Origin of the sequence: Limnobaculum parvum, assembly GCF_003096015.2 — a bacterium.
Classification (GTDB): domain Bacteria; phylum Pseudomonadota; class Gammaproteobacteria; order Enterobacterales; family Enterobacteriaceae; genus Limnobaculum; species Limnobaculum parvum.
In genome coordinates this window covers 3,344,766-3,365,216 of the sequence record NZ_CP029185.2, presented here as the reverse complement: position 1 = coordinate 3,365,216, position 20,451 = coordinate 3,344,766, and the positions used below count along the sequence as shown (strand labels likewise).

The window sequence follows — 20,451 nt, the reverse complement described above, 5'->3', positions numbered from 1 at the left end:
ATCGTTTATCTAACAGCTAAAGCGAAGCGCTATTCGTCAGCTTCGAACCAGTCGGTATTGCGTTGGGAAATGGTGGTAACGGTAGAGATCATTTCACCGAGATGCTGTTTCATTGCGGCTTCTGCGGCATCGGGATCGCGTTTTTCCAGTCCATTATAAATTTTGTAGTGCTGTTCAATCAGACTTTCGGGTGGAGAAACATCCGCCAAGCTCATAAATCGAACCCGGTCCATCGTGGCTTTAATGGTTTCGATCGTTTCCCATGCCATTGGACAATTAATGATTTGCGTGAAAGTGCGATGAAACTCATCATCCAGCTCTAAAAATTCTTTAATACGCTTATTGCTGGCAGCAAGCTCCTGACGATGGAGATTGTGCTTAAGCTGCATCAGGTGTTCAGGCGTGACGGCTAACGCAGCTCGACGAATAATTGCTATTTCGACGGCTTCGCGGATAAAACGTCCATCAGACACGCGCTTGGCCGAGATCTTCATTACGAAGGTGCCGCGCTGTGGCAGAATTTGAACTAACCCGGTTTCTGACAGCTTGATAAATGCTTCTCTGACAGGTTGCCGAGATACATTGAAGCGCGTTGAGATCTCTTTTTCTGACAGTAAAGTGCCCGGACGAATTGTGCAATCAACGATCTCCTGTCTTAACAGACGGTAGATTTGCTGATTGACGGGTTCACTGGTGGCGAATGGGTAAGCAATGGTCATTGATGTCGATAGGACTCTTACTGTAGTTAGCAACTTTCCGCATTATAGCGGGGTTTTACGGACAATTCGCCAAAATTCTTATGGAAAAGCGTCATTTTAACCAATCCAATTGAGTAGCGAATGGCTGTTTTTACTGGAATTAAAGTAGCCAGTAAACCAAAACGAATGTTATTCAGCAGAGAACCGGTCGATTTTAACCATTAAACTGATTTTCATCCATGACCGTCTCGCATATAAATTAACCTACCATGATTAAAGTATATTTTTTTTGATCTTTGGCGTGAAATTCAGCAATTAATGGGTGTGTTACGTGAGTGATCATGTGTAGAAAAATGTAATCGGATAGAACATGGCGTAGAGCAAGGGAGCCAATTTGTGATGCGTTTTCAGCTAGCCTGAAGTTCGGCATCCGTATAATAGCGCCCACCGCTAATGCTGTGGGCGCTATTGATTAGTTGATAAATGCGACGGTTTATCAGAATTGTTTAACTAACAGCGCAACGCTCTGCTTGGCACCATACTGCAACAGTTGCAGATAGGCATCGGTCACTGCCGCAACAAAGCATGCATTTTGCGGTAGCGCTTTGCCAAACACGACTTCCAGCGACAGTAGTGCTTTCACGCGTTCAGTTCTTTCCTTACTTACAGCAACCAGCGCTTGTAATTGTTCCAGCAATGGATCGCTGACTTCAATAGCTTGCCCCTGTTCATCGATACCACCGACGTAACGCATCCAGGCTGCAATACCCAGTGCCAGGCAGTCGAAGCGGCGGTTATGGGCAAGGTGGTAGCGCACGGAATCCAGCATGCGCTGCGGTAGCTTCTGTGTTCCATCCATCGCGATTTGCCAGGTGCGGTGTTTCAGGGCGGTATTGCGATAGCGGTTAAGCAGAGAGTCCGCATAGGCTTCCAGATCGACACCCTGTGTGCGTAACGTAGGAGCCTGCTCACTCATCATTAGATGGCGAGCAGCAGTGACATAGTTATTGTCCTGCATACAGTCGTTAATATGCTGATACCCTGCCAAATAGCCAAGGTAGGCCAGAAATGAATGGCTGCCGTTTAACATACGCAGTTTCATCTCTTCAAACGGCAGTACATCCTGTACCAGTTCCGCACCGGCTTTTTCCCACTCAGGGCGACCGTTAACAAAGTTATCCTCAATCACCCACTGGCGAAACGGTTCACAGGCCACTCCGGCTGGATCGTTAATTCCGCCAAGCTGTTGGGTTATTTTCTCCAACGTTTCCGGAGTAACGGCCGGGACAATACGGTCTACCATAGTGGATGGAAAGCTGACGTTAGTTTCAATCCAGTTTGCCAGTTGAGCATCCTGAATACGGGCTAAAGCCAGGACGACATTGCGGGTTACGTGACCATTTTCCGGCATGTTATCGCAGGACATAACGCTAAAAGCAGGAAGATTGCGGTCGCGACGCAGTCGTAAAGCCTGAACGATTGCACCCGGTGCTGATTTTGGTGCAGACGGGTTAGCAATATCATGCCGAATTAGCGGATGATCTTCGATTAATGTGCCGGTAGCTGGCTGATAACAATAGCCTTTCTCGGTAATGGTAATCGAAACAATAGCGATCTCTGGCTGTGTCATCGCTTCTAGCACGCGATGGATACCATCAACTTCACCGTGGATAGCGTGGCGAACCACGCCCACCACGCGACCTGACCAGCCTTCGGATGCCATTTCAGCCACCGAATACAGCAGGTCCTGCGAATTCAGATCGTTAATCTGTTGTTCGCCGCCAATCAGGTTAACTTCACAATATCCCCAGTCGCTGTCGTGTTCAGACGCCAGAATATCGGCATAAATGGCCTGATGAGCACGGTGAAAAGCGCCGAAGCCCAAATGCACAATCCGGGTCTGGAGCCCAGCCCTATCATAGCTCGGCACTACGACATTTTTCGGCAGATCGCATAATGTCTTGTTTGATAAATTCATGTTGTCGGCTAACCCGTTAAATAATAAATAAGCGTTGATGTGATTAAACTTCTGCTGCACTACTACCGCGCACGTTAACCTCCGATGCCTTACGGGATGGGATTTCCGCAGCATCTCTTGGATCGCTCAGATCGCGATCTTTCACTTCCGGCATACAGATAGCTGAAATTAAACCGATAGAGGAATAGACGATAATCATTGCCACAATAGGCCACCAGGAATCGGTCATATTACAGAAGATACCCGCCAGTATCGGACCAAAACCTACTGCAACCAGACCACCGGTCTCTTTAGAAATGGCCATCCGGGTAAAGCGATTGCGTGAGCCAAACATTTCGGCCATGGTGATGTTTTCAAGGGCGAACAGGCCTAATACTGCAACGTTATGGATAATGATAATGCAGGCCATGATGACGTTAACTTCACCGGTTTTATCCATAATCATTGATAACATCGGGTAGGCTAAGATGATGGCGCTGATGCTCAGAACGATATAAGGCAGACGACGACCTATTTTGTCAGACAGCCAACCCAGCAGTGGAATAGTAACGAATCCCAAAATTGAGCTGATCATTAATGCATCGGTTGGAATACGTTTTTCAAATAGCAGGGTTTGTACTAAATAACCGGCTAAGAAAGTTTGAATCAGGCCAGAATTACCTGCCTGACCAAAACGCAGCCCGGTTGCTAGCCAGAATGATTTGCTGGTGAACATGGAAAGAAGGGCGCTTTCTTCGGCAGCAATTTTTTTAGCGGTTACTGTTTTACCGGCAGCGGTTTCGCTGGCCTGTTCAAACACTGGGCTCTCTTTCAGGTTCATCCGTAACCAAACTGCAAAGATCATTACGACAACGCTAGACAGGAACGGAATACGCCATCCCCAGTCAAGCAGTTGTTCTCTGTCGAGCAGAACAAACATTACCGCCCAGATGGCTGTTGCACTTAATGTCCCGCAGTTGGTTCCCATGGCAACCAGTGAGGAGATAATGCCGCGTTTGCCTTTAGGTGCGTACTCCGCCAGCATGGTGCCAGCCCCAGAGATTTCAGCACCTGCGCCCAGTCCCTGAATAATACGCAAGGTAACCAGTAAGAGGGGGGCGAAGATACCAATCTGAGCGTAGGTCGGTAATATGCCAATCAGCGTGGTACAGATACCCATCATGGTGATGGTAATGAACAGAACTTTCTTTCTGCCGATGGTGTCGCCCATTCTGCCGAAGATAAAGGCGCCAACGATACGTGCGATATATCCTGCACCATAAGTTCCCATCGCCAGAATTAGAGCCATGGCTGCCGATTGTTCAGGGAAAAAAATTTCATGGAAAACCAATGCGGCACCCAGTGAGTACAGCTGAAAATCCATAAATTCGAGGGCGGTTCCCAGCCAGCCAGAGACCGCGGCTTTAACCAGATCAGAAGTACTTCTTTCCGGTTTATTGTTTGTTAATTCCATGTTTTTAGTCATATTTCTGCTCTCTACAGTTGTTGTTATATATACAGAAAAGGGGTGGGTACAGAGGTTTTCCGTTAAAACTTCAATAAAACTTTGCAACAGAACTTAGGGTCTTTTTCAAATATCTCCATTGCTTCAATTACTTGAGCGTAATCAAACTGATGGGTAATGAGTTTTTCTGGATGGATTTTTTTGCTCTTCATCCAGTCAATAACCATCGGGAAACGATTACTGTTGAGACGGGAGCTATAAATACTTAGCTCTTTACTGGTGATCCCTTGCTGATTAATCACGCAAGGATCGGAGGAGAAGCCCATGATGCCAATACGAGCTGCAGGCGATGCTAAACCAATGGCTTCCGGCAGAATTGACGGGTGGCATGCGGCATCAATAATCAACGTCGGCCGAATACCCAGTTTTGCCAGTTCGGCAGTAAGGTCGATGTCGGTGTTGTTGATCACGCGATCGGCACCGTTCTCCTTAGCCATCGCCAGACGCTCATCAATGCGATCTGCAACAATGATCTCTTTAACCCCGTACACACCACGCAGTGCTTGAATCGAAGTCAAACCCATTGGGCCCGCACCGTATACCAGAGCAACATCCAGTGGACCAGGGTTCATCTGGCTACAGATATTTGCAGCGATAGTAAAAGGCTCAATCATGGTCGCTTCCCGATCCGGGATGCTGTCAGGAACGATATGGGCATTCTTTGCCGGCAGAGTGATGTATTCACTGAATCCACCATCCCGGTGCACACCGATAACTTGTAAAGAGGTACAAACATTCGGGCGACCCACTGAACAAGGGTAGCAATGACCACAACTGACTACCGGATCGCCAACGACACGTTGACCAACACGGGATGCATCAACGCCTTCACCCACCGCATCAATACGGCCAAAGAATTCATGACCGATAACGCGCGGGTATTTGGCAAAAGGGTTATGACCACGATAGATATGCACATCTGAACCGCAGATACCGGCACTTTCTACCCGTAGGCGTACTTCTCCAGCCTGCGGTTGGGGTACCGGACGATCTTCAATCACTAAAACTTCGGGTTGTTGAATGACGACACTTTTCATCTTGTTCTCCTTCATCACCAGTTCCACAGCGTGCCGTCGGTTAAACGGGCAACAGGTAAGTAGGCGGCTTCATAGGGATACTTGGCAGCCAGTTTTTCATCGAAGTCGATGCCCAGACCCGGCTTGTCGCTTGGGTGCATGTAGCCATCATCAAACGTCCAGTTGTGTGGGAAGACCTCCAGCATTTGCTCGGAATAACCCATGTACTCCTGCACGCCAAAGTTAGGCACCCACAGGTCGAAGTGCAGCGCGGCTGCGTGGCAAATGGGTGACAGATCGGATGGACCGTGGGAACCGGTACGTACCTGATACATGGCGGCGAAGTCAGCAATGCGGCGCATATGGGTAATCCCGCCGGCGTGGGTGATGGTGGTACGGATATAGTCGATCAGTTGCTCTTCAATGAGCTGTTTGCAATCCCAGATGCTGTTGAAGACTTCACCCACGGCGATAGGGGTAACGGTATGCTGGCGGATCAGACGGAAACACTCTTGGTTTTCTGCTGGCGTCGGATCTTCCATCCAAAACATGCGGTAATCTTCAATGCTTTTGCCAAAACGGGCCGCTTCAATTGGCGTCAGGCGGTGGTGCATGTCATGCAGCAGGTGTTCATCAAAACCAAACTTGTTACGCACGGCGTCAAACAGTTTTGGCGTGAAATCTAGATATTTCTCGGTGGACCACAACTGTTCTTCCGGGTAGTGACCTTTGGTTGCTGGTTCATAAGCCAAGTTTTTACCTTTGCTCAAACCATAGGTAGTTTTCATTCCCGGCACGCCGCATTGAACGCGAATGGCTTTAAAGCCCATCTCTTTATGCTTAGCGTAGTCTTCCAACACTTCATCAATGGTTCGGCCGGTGGTATGGCAATACACCATGACCCCAGTGCGTGATGCGCCACCGAGCAGTTGATAAACCGGCATATTGGCTGCTTTGCCTTTGATATCCCATAGTGCCATATCAATGGCGGAGATGGCGGACATGGTGACCGGACCACGACGCCAGTAAGCGCCTTTATAGAAAAATTGCCAGATATCTTCGATTTGATGGGCATCTCGGCCAATTAATTGTGGGCAAAGATGATCCTTAAGGTAGGAGGCAACGGAGAGCTCGCGGCCATTGAGGGTGGCGTCACCAACGCCATAAATGCCTTCATCGGTAGTGATCTTGACGGTAACGAAGTTACGGCCCGGGCAGGTAACAAAAACTTCAGCTTTTACGATTTTCATAATGCATTCATCCTGACGGAAAAATAGAACCAATTCGGTATAGAAAGTGAACACAAGATACTCATGGATTAACTACCATACAAGTAGGTCTAGAATATTAATGGCGGGAAAGTTTGAGATATGTGACCGAAATCACCGTGGAATTTATGATGTTTAATGACTAGTTATTTATTAATTATGAATTATTATTTATTACGGATTTTTTAATAATTATTTTATTATTAAATGGTAAGCAGATTTTATTGGTATTTTTATTTATACAAATTGATTTTATATTCAATTTTGGTAGTGTGGAGTCATTCGCGGTGAAATCAATAGGTCAAGTTTTATGGACAGTAATACATCAGTTAATCGCAATACTTTTGATAACGTTATGTTACCCGTGTATGCGCCAGCAACGTTTGTGCCGGTAAAAGGTAAGGGGAGTCGGGTCTGGGATCAGCAAGGAAACGAGTATATCGATTTTTCTAGCGGTATTGCCGTTACCGCGCTGGGACATTGTCATCCAGCTTTGGTTAAGGCACTGAATACCCAAGGTGAGATGATTTGGCATACCAGTAATCTGTTTACCAACGAACCTGCTTTGCGACTGGCCCAGAAACTGATTGATTCAACTTTTGCTGACCGGGTGTTTTTTGCTAACTCTGGTGCTGAAGCCAATGAGGCCGCGTTTAAACTGGCTCGCCGTTATGCCATTACTCGCCATAGCCCTTATAAAACAAAAATTATTGCGTTCAATAATGCCTTTCACGGTCGTACGCTGTTTACTGTTTCCGTTGGTGGCCAGGCTAAATATTCTGATGGTTTTGGCCCAAAGCCAGCGGATATCATACATATTCCTTTTAACGATCTGGATGCGGTTAAAGCGGTTATTGATGACCACACTTGTGCTGTCGTACTGGAACCGGTTCAGGGGGAGGGTGGAATTACACCTGTCGACGCCGAGTTTCTGCGGGGGGTTAGAGAACTTTGCGATCGTTATAAAGCACTATTGGTATTTGATGAAGTACAGTCTGGGATGGGCAGAACCGGTTCACTGTTTACCTACATGCAATACGGCATTGTTCCGGATATTTTAACTTCAGCCAAGGCATTGGGAGGCGGTTTCCCGATTAGCGCGATGCTAACCACCGATGAAGTGGCGCAAGTGATGGAACCCGGGGTTCACGGTACAACCTATGGCGGCAACCCGTTAGCCTGTGCCGTAGCGGAAGCGGCTTTTGATGTGATCAATACGCCAGAAGTGTTGTCAGGTGTGCAATCACGTTATGAGTACATTGTCACCCGTTTGGAAGAGATTAATCAACGTTATCATGTATTTACAGATGTTCGCGGCTTAGGGCTGCTCATCGGTGCTGAACTACAGCCAAATTATCAGGGTATGGCGCGAGAATTTCTTGCGGCATCAGTAGAAAATGGCCTGATGCTACTCAATGCTGGCCCTAATGTTATCCGTTTTGCCCCTTCTCTGGTCATTCCCGAGGATGATCTACAACAAGGAATGGCACGCTTTGAAAAAGCGGTGAAGCAAATGGTTGAGGTTAAATAGCATTGACCGTTAGTTTAAACGTTCTTCCTAATTAGCGGCATTAGCGGCTGCCGCTATTTGTATCTTAAACAGCGTGATGACAAGCGGTCATCACGCTGAAATAGAGAGAGTTTCAGAGGATATTCAAGATATTATCTTGCGCCGGAGTTTAAGCCCTTCGGCCGTAAAAATGAGAGGGTACATATTGTCTTTGTGACTGGCCGGAAGACCATCGTATCTAGCGTCAGGACGTGTTGGGCCTAGTCCGCCTCTCCTTCTTCCCTCAATTTCCTCTTCAACCACATTCCATGATGCGGCCTTTGCTGCCACGCCAGTGACGAAATAGTATGCATAGTCGTAAGATGCGCCAGTATCCGCTCGATATGTTTTTCCATTGAGGTCTCTGATAGCTCATCGTTATCCTCGGATTCTACAATGGGCAATATGCTGTTATCCCCGCTGGGACCATCATATTCTAGGCGCTGTTGGCAGGTCTGAATCAGGATCTCACAGGCGTTTAAATACTCCTGCGCCAATGTAGGAACCAACACATATTGGTCTCGAGCGATAGTTGTCATTGCATTTAAATGTTCAACCAAAAACTGGCTATGGGTAACCCACAGGCGCATATCGGCCAAGTAGCGAGTATTAAAGCCCGGCTCCTGCATGGCCTGATTCAATGCGGTAAAAAGAGTATTGTGAGCCTGATTAACCTTCATTCGGGTATAGGCGAGTTCCGCTACATCATTAGTCATATTAAATATTTGACGCAGGTGCTGTTGATACGTTTCCAGAGCGCTGTGGGCATTTCTACGCAACGTGGCACTTTGCCATTGAGGCCATAACCATAAGCTGCTGGCAAACGCCAAAATACAACCGATGACCGTATCTATCATACGAGGAAGCAGATAATTCATACCGCTATTGGAGATAATCTGTAGGGTGTAGAGCGCAGTAATCGTAAAACCAATCACAGCGATTCCATAATTCTTACGCACAATCAAATAGGAACAAAACGTCAGTACCAGCATTAGCACCAACATCAGGTTTTGAGAGTAGTAGAGATGAAGAATGGCGCCACCAGCAAGAATCCCAATCATGGTACCCAGCGAGCGGTGCTGAATACGTATTCGGGTGGCACTATAGCCGTTCTGGCTAACCACCATAATGGTCATGAGTATCCAGTAGGGTTTGGGAAGATTAAGCGTCAGGCCAATTCCAGCACCAGCGGCTAGTGTGATGCCAATGCGAGCCGCGTTTTTTAATGCGACAGATTTAAGTGAACAATAGTTTTTCAGCGCCAGCAGAAAAGGGAGATGACTCTGTATTGGCATCAACGTGCGGTTATATAGCGGTTTTTGGCGGCTAAGTAAGTGAGCGATACGGCTAAAATGGTAGTAACAAAAAGCGCCAACGGGATTATTCGGATGGTGATGGGCGATTTTTTCCAAGGCGGATAGGTCACTATTCATGTTGAATGGGACCGGACGGCGATGGTAGAGAATGTCATCAGCTAAAATCTGTAAACGGTGGCTAATGGTTTTTGCATTATGGCGAATAACGGCTTCAGCTTGGCTCTGCTCAACCAGTTTTTGTACTTCGCCGGGTTGATGCAGGCTAACGGTAATATGTTCCTGTAAATCGAGAGCAACCTGAAACGCCTGAATTAATCGCCGATGGCGAGGGTGTTTCAGGTTGGTAATCATATAGATTTGTTGGTAAACCAACGCGATGGTATCCATCACTTGCTGCTGGCGTAATAGTAATGGAGGGAGCGCCTTCTCCGGGTCGGTATGTTGAGTAAGTAAGCTGTACTTCTCATCCATATAATACGCCAACTGCCGGTAAAGCAGGCTGAGTGATTCTCGCATGGGTTGTTCTTGCCAAAGCCGAAACCACAGGCGGATAAACAAACCATACCAGACAGTACCAATGACAAATAATAGAGCCACTCGCCAAATGGGTAAATTGCCTGCCATACCGAGCGTAAAAATGGCGGTCACTAATGCTGCAGGCATTAACCGTCCATAAAGAGGACTGATTTCAGCCGTCACGCCAAATAATAGCGTCAGAATAAGCATGCATAGCGGCAGCGGAACAGACCACAACAGAAGAAACTGCAATAATACACTGCTGATAACAAACAACGTGGCACCGATAGCCAGTCGTTTGAAAAAGTGTTTATGGGGAGTATCGAGACCACCAATGCTGCAACAGGCAGGAACAAGCGAAAGTAAAAAGCCGGTTGGTAGATCGCCTAATAGCCAAAACAGAAACACGGGCAAACAGAGAACCAGAGTTTGGCGGAGAGCATAGTTGACTTCTGGATGATAAATAACTCGTCGCCACATAGGTCTCCCGGGAAAAGGGGAGCGGACATGGCTTCAGGAGGCCGTAAACATGTCCGCTTCTCTTTATTAGTTAACGGGTCCCGTAGACAACGATAGTTTTTCCATGAGCGGAAATCAGGTTCTGATCTTCCAGCATTTTTAAAATACGTCCTACCGTTTCACGGGAACATCCAACAATTTGACCAATTTCCTGACGGGTGATCTTGATTTGCATACCGTCTGGATGAGTCATTGCATCCGGCTGTTTAGCCAGATTGAGTAATGTTTGTGCGATACGGCCCGTAACATCAAGGAAGGCAAGACTTCCTACTTTCTCAGAGGTAACCTGCAAGCGGCTAGCCATCTGAGCGGATAAACGCATTAAAATATCCGGATTAACTTGAATGAGCTGGCGAAATTTTTTATATGAAATTTCAGCAACTTCACATGCTGTTTTTGCCCTGACCCAAGCACTGCGTTCCTGACCTTCTTCAAACAGGCCAAGTTCTCCGATGAAGTCCCCTTGATTGAGATAGGAGAGAATCATCTCTTTACCTTCTTCATCCTTAATTAGAACGGCTACGGCACCCTTTACAATATAGTAAAGAGTTTCTGCTTTTTCACCTTGGTGAATAAGTGTGCTCTTGGATGGATATTTATGAATATGACAATGAGATAAAAACCATTCGAGAGTAGGGTCTGTCTGCGGTTTGCCGAGAACCATTTGTTGTTATCCTCTTTGTAGTCACTGCCCAACACAGCAAAGCGAGAAGCTTGCCGAAAATCTTATCCGCCCCGAAGCATATAACTTGCCAAGTGGGCGCTATTATAACTGATGTAAAAAAGAATATAGAGGTGTTTGTGGGCTGGTGTTGCATCAGCCTGATTGAACTCTAATTTATCTATTATACCCACCCTATGGTTTTAACACAGGTTGAACCAAGAGTCTCGTGTTGTCTTGCTAAAATGAGGGCTAAGCGGCGCTGAATCGGGTTGTTCGCCTGTTTTACCCTCACTTTTCTATTCTAATATTCTGCCTTCTAATAATTGTTGTATTAAGGGTGTGATAATTAGCTCCATCGCCAGTCCCAATTTCCCCCCCGGAATTACTAAGGTATTTGTTTGGGAGATAAATGAACCCTGTAACATGACTAGTAGATAGGGAAAATCAATGCCTGTCAGCCCCCTGAAGTGAATAACCACGAGGCTTTCGTCCATAGTTGGAATGCTCTTCGCAGAAAATGGATCTGAGGTATCAACGGTGGGTACGCGCTGGAAGTTGATATGGGTTCGGGAGAACTGGGGGGTGATGTAATTGATATAGTCGTCCATCGAGCGGACAACCGAATCCAGCACGGCTTCCCGGGAGTGCTCCCGCTCCACCGTATCGCGGATTAGTTTTTGTATCCACTCTAGGTTGACGATAGGAACAACGCCAACCAGCAGATCGACGTGTTGGGCAACATTATGTTTCGCAGTGACGATGCCACCATGTAGTCCTTCATAAAATAGCAGATCGGTGGTTTCTGGTAAGGGTTGCCAGGGGGTAAATGTACCGGGTGTCTGGTTATAGGGAACGGCTTCATCATAAGTATGCAAGTACTTACGTGTGCGTCCGTTTCCGGTTTTTCCGTATTCAATAAAGCTGTTTTCCAGCAGAGCGAAGTCGTTAGCTTCGGGGCCGAAATAACTGATATGACGTCCTTGTTCTCTGGCTTTACGGATTTCCGCATCCATCTCTGGGCGCGTATAGCGATGGTAGGCATCACCATCTATACGTGCGGCATTTAAGCTTAACTGCTGAAATATTTTCCTGAAGGCCAAGCTAGTGGTGGTAGTACCGGCTCCGCTGGAACCGGTAACTGCAATGATTGGATGTTTTGCTGACATTAACCTGATTCCTTAATTCTCATGGTTATTACCAGAGCATAGTCGGATTGGTGCCGGGATGTCACAAAATTTTATTCCAAGAAATCAATACTCCGGATAAGGTTGTTCTTCCATATCATCACTGAACCGATCTTTGGGCATAATATTGATGGTTTCATGTAACTCTGACCAAACTAATATTATCTGACCGCTTTTTAGCTGACGCTTAACATCGTCCACTTTTTGTTGTAATGATCTTTCATGCTCTCCGTAATCGGTACCTTCACGCAGAACAAACGATTCGATAATACTTTCCAGCGTCTCGGGAGCCAGTTGCTGCCACGGGATCATCATTTATTTTTCTCCAGATAGTGGGTTAACCATTCAGGGATGCGATGCTCCAACCACATCTGCGGCTTTTTCCATGTGCCACTGACAAAGCCAACGTGCCCGCCATGTTCGGTTAATTGATATTCGATATTCTCCGGCAGGCTGTTCCGCTCAGGAATGACATCCGGTGACATAAAAGGATCGTCTTTGGCATGTATAATTAGCAAAGGAATACGTATCTGATGTAATACCGGCAGGGCGCTGCACTTTTGATAATAATCGGTGGCATCTTTAAATCCATGTAATGGTGCGGTGAGAGCGTCATCAAACTCACGGATTGAGCGAATATTTTTCAGTGATAAATCGGGCAGCGGCATAATACCGGGGTAGCGGACAAGCTTGCGTTTGGTGCTCTGTTTTAGCAGACCAAGCAGATATCGATGATAGACTCTCGACAGTCCTTGTTCCAGTCGACGTGAACAGGGATCGAGCATTAGCGGAGCGGAGACAATCACCGCCGCCTCAAGTGGAACTTGGTCGCCTTCTTCTGCTAAATAACACCCTAACATATTGCCACCCAGCGAGTAGCCTACTGCTGCAGTAGGAGCTTCTCCCAACGTATTTTGCAACCAGTTGAGAAAAAAGCGCGTATCGCTGGTTTCACCCGAATGATAAGCGCGAGGGCTGCGGTTAGGTTCACCGCTACAGCCGCGAAAATGCATGACAACTCCCAGCCAACCATTTTGACGACAAACCGCCAGCAAACCATGGGCATAAGGGCTGTAAAAGTTGCCTTCTAAACCGTGAAATAACACGAGCCGAGGCTTATGTTTCGCTTGGTGAGGATCTTCACTCCAAGCGATATCGAGAAAATCATCGTCTGGAAGTTCCAGACGCTGCCACACCGGTTTCAGGCTAATTTTTCTGCGGATAATCCGAGGTAATAGAGTTTGTATGTGTGGGTTAGCGGTGCCCGGTATGGGCCGAAATTGTGCATCCATAACAAAATTAAATTCACTCTTGGGGTCTTGTGCGATCAATATCACACTGCTAGCTTGAATGGAATGATTAAACATCTCTTACTGGTAAAGGGGTATACAGAATGGCGTTAGGTTGGTTTCTTTCTATGTCGATGTTTTTATGGATAGCGGCAGTTACACCGGGGCCGAATAATATGTTACTCACCTCTTCGACTGCTAATTTTGGTTTTACCCGCTCTTTACCGTTGATGTTTGGCATTATGATTGGCATGCAATTACTGTTGCTGCTAGTTGCCATAGGTGTTGGCTCGCTGGTGATCGCCTATCCTTCGTTGCATTTAGCGCTGAAAATTGCAGGTAGTCTCTATCTGATTTGGCTGGCATGGAAAATTGCGACTTCTCGCTATGAGAAGCTGGATACAGAGAAAGGAACAGCACAACCGGTTCGGCTATATCAGGGATTATTGTTACAGGCACTGAATCCTAAAGCCTGGTTGATGGGTATTGGCTCAATTGCTAGCTACAGCTTGGCTGGTGACATGTATAGTGCATCGGTGATTGCCATCAGCATTGCGATGTTTATGGTGAATCTGGTGGCTGGTTTTATCTGGATGGGTTTTGGTTCCGCGATTGGTCGTTTACTGCAAAGCCGCAAATCGTGGGCGATTTTTAATATAACCATGGGTATTTTGACGGCGGGCTGCGTGGCGCTTATTTGGTTGTAGCGAAATCGGAACATAATTAACCAAAGCGGTACTTACCATTGCCGCTCATATTTCTGATAGTTCAGTTTTGTACTTTAAGATAGCCAATCGTTGGGAGGGACGGGTGTTGGGGTCGACTTGGCGTAAGCCAACGACAAACAGGAAAAGCCCGGTTGAACAGCGCTGGCCCGCAGGGTGAAACACCATAAGGTGTTTCATAGCTGCCCCTAACCCGGCCAGGCCCAATGTGCTCCGTAGCTGAGTACAGACGGTTTACTGACCGTTATCGGTGTAGATATAAGCACATTGTTTTTACGGTCAGAATATTCGCAGATGCTGATTTATTAGGTTTGTCAGCAGTCTCAGGCGATGATATCACCGCCTCTGCTATTAATTCTTAATCATTCCCTTGATTAAAATTGGCGGTCATCTCTTCCAACTGCTCTTGTAGTTCCAGCCAGCTCATTTCAGTTTCTTCCTGAGCGGACTTCACGCTAACCTGCTGCTGTAGCAGTTTAGTGAGTTCAGCTTTTTTATCCGCCTCGTAAATGGCGGTATCCGATAGGGCCAGTTCAATATCGCTAAGCTGTTTTGCCAGCTTGTTTAGCTCAATATCCAGCTTATCGATCTTTTTACGAATTGGTTGAGTTTGAGTTCGAAAATCTGCTTCACGGCGTTTTTGATCTTTACGTGCTTGGGCGCTGTTAGCGGTAGGTTCTTTATCACTACCTTCCGGCTGCATTTCTTGTTTTTGCAGATCGGCTAACCACTGCTGATAATCTTCCAAATCGCCGTCGAAAGGCTCTACTTTTTTGTCATGAACTAAATAGAGCTCATCGGTAGTAGAACGCAGTAAATGACGATCGTGGGAAACCACGACCAGAGCGCCGTCAAAATCAATCAGTGCTTCGGTTAGAGCCTGACGCATATCCAGATCGAGGTGGTTAGTCGGTTCGTCGAGCAGTAACAGATTTGGGCGTAGCCAGACGATTAATGCCAGCACTAAACGGGCTTTTTCTCCTCCGGAGAAGCGCTCGGTATTTTCGCTGACTTTATCGCCGCGAAAGCCAAAACCGCCCAAATAATCTCGTAAGGGCTGTTCATATTCCTGCGGCGCCAGACGGCTGAGGTGTTGTAATGGCGATTCATCGGGGCGAAGGGTTTCTAACTGATGCTGGGCGAAGTAACCCAGTTTGATGCCTTTAGCTAAACCAATCTCTCCCTGTTGAGGGGCTAACTCTCCCGCCAACAGTTTGATTAGCGTCGATTTACCTGCACCGTTACGCCCCAGTAAACCAATACGTGAGCCGGGTACCAGATTCAGCTTGATGGATTGCAAAATGGTTTTATCGCCGTAACCCGCACTGACTTTTTCCATTCTCAGCAGAGGATTAGGCAGGCTTTCCGGCTGACGAAAACTAAAGCTGAAAGGATTATCAACGTGAGCAGGCGCAATCAGCTCCATGCGCTCTAACATTTTAATTCGGCTTTGTGCCTGTTTGGCTTTGGTTGCCTGAGCTTTAAAGCGATCGATATAGCTTTGCAGATGGGCAACTTTCTCCTGTTGGCTTTGATACAGTGCCTGCTGTTGTGACAGTTTAGTGGCGCGTTGACGCTCAAAGGAGGAGTAGTTACCGGTGTACTCAAACAACTGTTGCTGCTCGATATGCAGAATTTTATCCACGATAGGATCAAGGAAGTCTCGGTCGTGAGAAATCAGGATCAGTGTTCCTTCATAGCTTTTTAGCCATTTCTCCAGCCAGATAACTGCATCTAAATCGAGGTGGTTGGTGGGTTCGTCGAGCAACAGTAAGTCGGAGCGACAAAGCAGAGCCTGAGCCAGATTCAGACGCATACGCCAGCCGCCGGAAAAAGCACTTACCGGCTGCTGTAATTGCTCCTGAGAGAAGCCTAAACCGTGTAGCAGGCTGGAAGCTCGGGGATAGATAGTCCATGCTTGTATGGCATCCAGCTTACCGTGCAGTGACGCAATTTCATTACCATCATTTTTTTCATTAGCTTCAGCTAATGCATGTTCAAGCCGACGGTACTCCCGATCGCCATCAATAACATACTCAATGGCGGGAATATCTAATGCTGGCGTTTCCTGATTGACCCATGATAAAGCCCAATTGGCAGGGAAGGTAGCGTTACCGCCGTCTGCGGATAATTCACCTTTTAATAGCGAAAGCAGCGTTGATTTTCCGCAGCCGTTTTTACCTACCAGCCCCACTTTTTGTCCGGGGTTGATGGTTGCAGTCGCGTTATCAAGCAGAACGTTAACGCCACGTCGAATCTGTAATGAAGAAAAAACAATCATAGGGTCACATATCAAGTTATTAGTCGCTGGGTTATCAACAGTGAATACTTGGCTTCAAAAATAAGTGCGGTATGAAACTATTGATAGAAAACAGTGAGAGGAGTACAACAGCCGCTACACTATTTTGAATATTATTATTTAAGATTAAAGAACTTAGCTATATCGATAATCGAGAGTCTGATTATTCGTAACAGCCTATTTTGAATATTATTATTGTTCAATATTTCAATTTACTCGCTAAACTTACAGAGTGCGACGGTTGTATTAAACCACCATTGATTCACACCGGTAATTTATAAGCCATGCATGGTAGCGGAAAATGTCAGTAATGACGATGTTTAGGGGAAGCGAAAATGTCGCACTTGCCAAAAGCCTTGGTTTTGTTTGCCCATCCCGAGCCCAAGCGCTCGGTTGCCAATAAGGCGTTATTAAAGGTTATTCGCAATTTGGATAACGTCACAGTCCGTGATTTGTATGCTTACTATCCCGATTTTTTTATTAATGCTCATCGTGAACATCAACTATTAAGAGATCACGACGTTATTATTTTTCAATTTCCCATTCACACCTATAGTTGCCCAGCGTTGATGAAAGAGTGGATAGACAGGGTGTTAAACCTGCAATTCGCGGGCAGCATTGGCGCGAATGAGCTTTCTGGTAAGCGTTTTCGGTTGGTGGTCACTGCGGGTGCCACCGAGAGTAGCTATCAGTTAGGGGGGACGGTGGGATATTCCTTTGACGATATTTTGCTACCGTTCAAAATTATGGCTAAAGCCTGCGGAATGGTGTGGGTTGACCCAATGATTATTTATCGCGCCCGCCGGTTAGAAGAAGATGAATTACAGCAGCATGCGTTGAAATATGCCGAATGGCTTAGTGTGTCCGCAGAAGAGGATAGCGAATAATGGATACTTCCCCCCAACTTATCGCTGTTTTAGTTTTTCTCTCGGTGGCCGTTTTGGCGGTTCCTCTGGCGAAACGTATTGGTATTGGCGCGGTACTTGGCTATCTGATAGCCGGTATTGCTATTGGCCCCTGGGGATTTCGGCTGATTAATGATGTTGATGAAATCCTTCATTTTTCTGAAATGGGCGTAGTTCTGCTGCTGTTTGTTATTGGTCTGGAATTGAACCCGGCCAAGCTATGGAATATGAGAAAGCCCATTTTTGGTCTGGGAACGGCTCAGGTGTTGATGACCAGCGCTGTTCTTTGCGGACTGCTGTATTGGGCCGGGTTTGGTTTGTCTGCGGCGATTATTGGTGCCATTGGGCTATCCATGTCATCCACTGCGATGGCGCTACAGTTGATGAAAGAAAAGGGAATGCGCGGTGACGGTGGGCAGTCAGGTTTTGCAGTGCTGTTGTTTCAGGATATGGCGGTTGTTCCAGCACTGGCGCTGGTACCAATTTTGGCGGGAACAGGTGGAACGGGTGCGGACTGGTTTACCGTTCTCAGTAAAGTGGTTGGGCTGGCGATTCTGGTGCTCGGCTGCCGTTATTTATTGCGTCCGATTTTTCGCTATGTTGCGGCTTCAGGCGCTCGGGAAGTGTTTACCGCCACCGCGCTGCTGGTGGTATTAGGTGCCGCTGTACTTATGCAGCAAATCGGTTTTTCTATGGCGTTGGGGACTTTTCTGGCAGGCGTGCTGCTGGCAGAAAGCGAGTATCAGCATGAGCTTGAAGTGGCTATTGAGCCGTTTAAAGGTTTGTTGCTGGGGCTGTTCTTTATTTCGGTCGGGATGGTACTCAATTTAGGGGTTTTCTACTCTCATATTCTGCAGGTATTCGTTGGGGTATGCGTCTTACTGTTGGTTAAAAGCGTTGTACTGTACGGATTAGCACGCTTTTTCCGAATTAACCGCTCAGAGAGGCTTCAGTTTTCTGCCGTACTTAGTCAGGGGGGGGAGTTTGCCTTCGTGCTGTTTGCCGCTGCGAAGTCTCAGAATATTTTTGATTCAGAGCAGATAGCCATGCTGCTGGTGGTGGTGACCATTTCCATGATGACCACGCCGATATTAATGCAACTGGTCGACAAGATATTGGCTCGTCGTTATAACCCCGGAGATGAACCTACTCAGGCATCTGATGTGGAAGATGATGAACCTCAGGTGATCGTGGTTGGGTTTGGTCGTTTCGGTCAGGTGGTTGGTCGTTTATTGATGGCGAATGAAATTCGCCTGACAGTACTGGAACGAGATGTCAGTCAGGTGAGTATCTTGCGCGGCTACGGTTATAAAGTCTATTACGGCGATGCGACTGAACTTGAACTGCTGCGTGCAGCCGGTGCGGAAAAAGCCAAAGCTATTATCATTACCAGTGATTTGCCGGAAGAGACCATGACAGTGGTTCGTCTGTGTCAGCAATACTTTCCTAATTTGTCTATTTTGGCACGAGCCAGAGGGCGGGTTGAGGCTCATGAACTGCTAAATGCGGGTGTTGAATTATTCTCCCGAGAGACATTTTCTAGCGCCCTTGATTTAGGGCGTAAGGCACTAATTGATCTGGGAATGCATCCTCATCAAGCCTATCGTGCCCAGCAGTATTTCAAACGTTTGGATGAGAATATGCTGCGTGAGCTGGTGCCCGATCGTCAGGGTGAAGTTCAGCAGGTATCTCGAGTAGCAGAAGCGCGGCGTGAACTGGAGAATCTGTTTCAGCGAGAAATTCAGCATGACAGCAAGTTATCTGACGCTTGGGATATGGAAGATGACGTACAGGAGGCTCGGCACGAAGAGCAGGATTAACCTGAAAAAAGAGATGATGGATAGGCCGCAGGATCTCAATCTAATAGTCGACTTTCATCATACTTAGTAATATAAAGTTGCCTAAATTTTTATCTCAGTGAGTACAGCGCCGTTGATTTCAGCTACAATCAGCGGAAATTAAGTATCAACGGTAGGAGAAATCATGAAAGTAGCAAAAGACCTAGTGGTCAGCCTGGCCTATCAGGTTCGTACAGAAGACGGTGTATTAGTTGATGAGTCTCCGGTGAGCGCACCGTTAGATTATCTGCATGGACATGGTTCTCTGATCGCAGGTTTAGAAAAAGCATTAGAAGATCATAACGTAGGCGATCGTTTTGACGTGTTTGTACCGGCTAACGAAGCTTATGGCAACTATGATGATGTCTTGGTTCAGCGCGTACCTAAAGATGTATTTATGGGTGTTGATGAGCTTCAGGTAGGTATGCGTTTCCTGGCTGATACCGATCAAGGTCCTGTGCCAGTTGAAATTACCGAAGTAGAAGACGACCACGTAGTAGTTGATGGTAACCATATGCTGGCTGGTCAAAACCTCAACTTTAATGTTGAAGTTGTTGCTATCCGCGAAGCAACACCGGAAGAACTGGCTCATGGTCATGTTCACGGTGAGCACGATCACGAACATGGTGAAGGTGGCTGCTGTGGCGGTCATGGTCACGGAGATGGCGGTGGTTGCTGCGGTGGTGGCGGTCACGATCATGATCACGAGCACGGTGAAGGCGGCTGTGGTGGTCATGGTAAAGGCCATGGCGGTTGTGGCTGTAGTCACTAATTATCATTTGAGAATGAAAAATGGCAGCTTAATTAAAGCTGCCATTTTATTTTTTGCCCGAATTACCGCTATAGTTTTAATGAAACATTAGTAGTGCGGAGGAGGCAACTCTTCTGACTGTGAAGCTATCATGGAGGGTTGGGAGGCTTTCAACTTATCTGTCAACAGCCTTAACTGTTCCTGAAGTTTAGCGATTTCAAGTTGATGTTGAATCACCGCCTGATTGAGATCTTCAATAGTCACCTCTTGAAAGGCCAAGCGGCTTTCCAGTAAGTCTAGTCGTTGTAACAGGTTGTCAGAGTTTAGTTGTTGCATATTTTCTCCGGTGAATCATGATGAGTCTCATACAATGAATGTGATATTAAATCAGCGCAGAAATTTGTAATATGCGCATAAATATTAGTGTGCTTG

General features: G+C 46.8%; 18 protein-coding genes. 5 read left to right on the top strand and 13 right to left on the bottom strand.

Features of this window, described 5'->3' with window-relative positions; genetic code table 11:
* Positions 1-29 precede the first annotated feature (29 nt).
* The 5 genes from HYN51_RS14185 to manD all read right to left on the bottom strand — a co-directional run bounded on the left by HYN51_RS14185 (position 30) and on the right by manD (position 6,446).
* Positions 30-719 carry a GntR family transcriptional regulator gene (locus tag HYN51_RS14185; RefSeq protein WP_108900609.1) on the bottom strand — a complete coding sequence of 230 codons (690 nt, stop codon included), beginning with the start codon at positions 717-719 and terminating at the stop codon, positions 30-32.
* A 475-nt stretch (positions 720-1,194) separates the two neighbouring features.
* Positions 1,195-2,676: a mannitol dehydrogenase family protein gene (locus HYN51_RS14180; protein ID WP_108902077.1), complete on the bottom strand. Its 1,482-nt coding sequence runs from the start codon at positions 2,674-2,676 to the stop codon at positions 1,195-1,197.
* 43 nt (positions 2,677-2,719) lie between these two features.
* The gene (locus tag HYN51_RS14175) at positions 2,720-4,129 is read right to left on the bottom strand and encodes an MFS transporter (RefSeq protein ID WP_108900608.1); all 1,410 of its coding nucleotides are present in this window, start codon (positions 4,127-4,129) and stop codon (positions 2,720-2,722) included.
* 74 nt (positions 4,130-4,203) lie between these two features.
* A complete protein-coding gene (locus tag HYN51_RS14170; protein ID WP_108900607.1) occupies positions 4,204-5,217 on the bottom strand; it encodes a Zn-dependent oxidoreductase in 1,014 nt (337 codons plus the stop codon).
* A 14-nt stretch (positions 5,218-5,231) separates the two neighbouring features.
* The gene (gene manD / locus HYN51_RS14165; protein ID WP_108900606.1) at positions 5,232-6,446 is read right to left on the bottom strand and encodes a D-mannonate dehydratase ManD; all 1,215 of its coding nucleotides are present in this window, start codon (positions 6,444-6,446) and stop codon (positions 5,232-5,234) included.
* A gap of 328 nt (positions 6,447-6,774) precedes the next feature.
* Between manD and argD the strand changes: the two genes are divergently transcribed.
* Positions 6,775-7,995, top strand: coding sequence for a bifunctional acetylornithine/succinyldiaminopimelate transaminase (gene argD / locus HYN51_RS14160; protein ID WP_108900605.1), 1,221 nt, complete (start codon positions 6,775-6,777; stop codon positions 7,993-7,995).
* Positions 7,996-8,234: 239 nt separating this feature from the next.
* Here the strand turns inward: argD and HYN51_RS14155 are convergent, their stop codons facing one another.
* The 5 genes from HYN51_RS14155 to HYN51_RS14135 all read right to left on the bottom strand — a co-directional run bounded on the left by HYN51_RS14155 (position 8,235) and on the right by HYN51_RS14135 (position 13,504).
* Entirely contained in the window at positions 8,235-10,325 is a 2,091-nt protein-coding gene (locus HYN51_RS14155) for a YccS/YhfK family putative transporter (RefSeq protein WP_108900604.1), read from the bottom strand.
* Between the two features lie 70 nt (positions 10,326-10,395).
* The gene (gene crp, locus HYN51_RS14150; protein WP_027273485.1) at positions 10,396-11,028 is read right to left on the bottom strand and encodes a cAMP-activated global transcriptional regulator CRP; all 633 of its coding nucleotides are present in this window, start codon (positions 11,026-11,028) and stop codon (positions 10,396-10,398) included.
* A gap of 296 nt (positions 11,029-11,324) precedes the next feature.
* Complete coding sequence (locus HYN51_RS14145) at positions 11,325-12,194, bottom strand: phosphoribulokinase (RefSeq protein ID WP_108900603.1); 870 nt, start codon at positions 12,192-12,194, stop codon at positions 11,325-11,327.
* An 84-nt stretch (positions 12,195-12,278) separates the two neighbouring features.
* Complete coding sequence (locus HYN51_RS14140; protein ID WP_108900602.1) at positions 12,279-12,527, bottom strand: YheU family protein; 249 nt, start codon at positions 12,525-12,527, stop codon at positions 12,279-12,281.
* Positions 12,524-13,504 carry a hydrolase gene (locus HYN51_RS14135; RefSeq protein WP_108900601.1) on the bottom strand — a complete coding sequence of 327 codons (981 nt, stop codon included), beginning with the start codon at positions 13,502-13,504 and terminating at the stop codon, positions 12,524-12,526. The genes HYN51_RS14140 and HYN51_RS14135 overlap by 4 nt, the downstream gene beginning before the upstream one ends.
* A 101-nt stretch (positions 13,505-13,605) precedes the next feature.
* Between HYN51_RS14135 and HYN51_RS14130 the strand changes: the two genes are divergently transcribed.
* Positions 13,606-14,208 carry a LysE family translocator gene (locus tag HYN51_RS14130; RefSeq protein WP_108900600.1) on the top strand — a complete coding sequence of 201 codons (603 nt, stop codon included), beginning with the start codon at positions 13,606-13,608 and terminating at the stop codon, positions 14,206-14,208.
* A gap of 45 nt (positions 14,209-14,253) precedes the next feature.
* On the opposite strand, the gene HYN51_RS16420 is transcribed toward HYN51_RS14130, so the two are convergent.
* A complete protein-coding gene (locus HYN51_RS16420; RefSeq protein WP_157953051.1) occupies positions 14,254-14,406 on the bottom strand; it encodes a hypothetical protein in 153 nt (50 codons plus the stop codon).
* Positions 14,407-14,584: 178 nt separating this feature from the next.
* The gene (locus tag HYN51_RS14125) at positions 14,585-16,507 is read right to left on the bottom strand and encodes an ABC transporter ATP-binding protein (protein WP_108900599.1); all 1,923 of its coding nucleotides are present in this window, start codon (positions 16,505-16,507) and stop codon (positions 14,585-14,587) included.
* Between the two features lie 353 nt (positions 16,508-16,860).
* Between HYN51_RS14125 and kefG the strand changes: the two genes are divergently transcribed.
* The 3 genes from kefG to slyD all read left to right on the top strand — a co-directional run bounded on the left by kefG (position 16,861) and on the right by slyD (position 20,040).
* Entirely contained in the window at positions 16,861-17,412 is a 552-nt protein-coding gene (kefG, locus tag HYN51_RS14120; protein ID WP_108900598.1) for a glutathione-regulated potassium-efflux system ancillary protein KefG, read from the top strand.
* Positions 17,412-19,250, top strand: a complete 1,839-nt coding sequence (gene kefB / locus HYN51_RS14115; RefSeq protein ID WP_108900597.1) for a glutathione-regulated potassium-efflux system protein KefB — start codon at positions 17,412-17,414, stop codon at positions 19,248-19,250. The genes kefG and kefB overlap by 1 nt, the downstream gene beginning before the upstream one ends.
* Before the next feature lie 163 nt (positions 19,251-19,413).
* Positions 19,414-20,040: a peptidylprolyl isomerase gene (slyD, locus tag HYN51_RS14110; RefSeq protein ID WP_108900596.1), complete on the top strand. Its 627-nt coding sequence runs from the start codon at positions 19,414-19,416 to the stop codon at positions 20,038-20,040.
* An 87-nt stretch (positions 20,041-20,127) separates the two neighbouring features.
* Here slyD and HYN51_RS14105 read toward each other — a convergent pair whose 3' ends face one another.
* A complete protein-coding gene (locus HYN51_RS14105; protein WP_108900595.1) occupies positions 20,128-20,355 on the bottom strand; it encodes a protein SlyX in 228 nt (75 codons plus the stop codon).
* Positions 20,356-20,451: the final 96 nt, after the last annotated feature.